Source organism: Oleiphilus sp. HI0132 (assembly GCF_001635845.1).
Genome location: NZ_LWGJ01001602.1, coordinates 1 through 1,469 on the forward strand (window position 1 = coordinate 1; position 1,469 = coordinate 1,469).

Annotated in this window: 1 protein-coding gene; it reads right to left on the minus strand. The window is 46.5% G+C overall.

Features of this window, described 5'->3' with window-relative positions; all coding sequences use genetic code 11:
- On the minus strand, positions 1 to 1,469 hold a 1,469-nt coding region (gene mutS / locus A3766_RS24735), incomplete at both ends, for a DNA mismatch repair protein MutS (RefSeq protein ID WP_082907214.1).

The following is a 1,469-nucleotide window of genomic DNA, read 5'->3' on the forward strand; positions in this document are numbered from 1 at the left end:
TTCAGCAAAATTGCTAAGCACGTCGAGCTCAGAAAGCCCTTTTGCACACCTCTGAAGCGCGTCAATCGCCTCATTTAATTCATCAAGTAGGCTTTCGTAAAGGGCTTTCTCGCGCGATAAAGCGCGACTTTTACTGCTCAGCGCTTTATCCTCAAAAGCTTTCAGCTCTGGCGTTATAAAGCGCTCTGCATTTTTTAGCGTTTGACGCCTTATATATGCATCGGGCGCTTTATCTGACTGAGCTTTTGAAATCTCGATAAAGTAACCATGAACTCTATTGTAACCAACCTTCAAGGTCGAAAGCCCGGTTGCCTCCCGCTCCTGAGTCTCTAGATCGATTAAAAATTGACCGGCATTTTCACTGATATTGCGTAAGTCATCTAGCTCTGCGTCAAAACCATCTTTTATCACGCCGCCATCTCTAATAACGACGGGAGGGTTATCGATAATTGCTCGCTCTAATAACTCAGCTAAAGAGGGGTGTTCGGATATATCTTTAGCTACTTCACCAAGACTTGGGCAATCAACTGACCTTAAATCTGCCTGTATGGCGGGTAGTAGTATTAAAGTGTCTCTAAGTCGTGATAGGTCACGAGGGCGTGCAGATCTAAGCGCAATCCTGGCGAGTATACGCTGTACATCTCCGACTTGTTTTAAATTCGTTTGAATGGCGTCGTAGTTATAGGATTGCTCAAGTGAAGACACGCAATCTAGACGGGCATTCACAATTTCCCGGTCTCTTAAAGGGTGGTGGAGCCAGCGCCTAAGCAAGCGGCTACCCATTGCAGTTTTACAGGCATCCATTGCCCACGCCAAGGTGTGATTACTTTCGCCAGCAAGGTTGGTGTCAATTTCTAGGTTCTTGCGACTGGCTGCATCGAGTAGAATGTATTGACTACGCTCTTCTTTATTGATGGTGACAATATGAGGCAGCTCATTACGCTGAGTATCCTTTGCATACTGCAGCAGACAACCCGCCGCGCAGATAGCTAATTGCATCGAATCGATACCAAAGCCGCTTAAGTCTTTCGTTTTAAATTGAGTAGTCAATAAGCTTTTTGCGGAATCAAGATCATAAAGCCATGGAGCTTGGCGTCTAAGACCAGTTAAGTTCTCAAAAGCTCCTTCATATGGAAACTCTTCACTTATTAAAACTTCCGACGGTCTAATACGCTGCAACTCGCTTATTAGGTCGGGCAAGCCTCGAACTTGCGACACAGAAAAGCGTCCGCCACTCAGGTCTAGGTAGGCTAGACCAAAGGCTTCCTCATCACCAAAGGAAATTGAGCAGAGCAAATTGTCACGCCGCTCTTCTAGAAATGCCTCGTCAGTCAGCGTGCCGGGAGTGACAATTCTCATTACCTTACGCTCAACCGGCCCCTTGCTTGTTGCCGGGTCACCTGTTTGCTCGCAGACAGCAACCGACAAACCAGATCGAACAAGCTTTGCAATATAATTCTCAGCGGAGT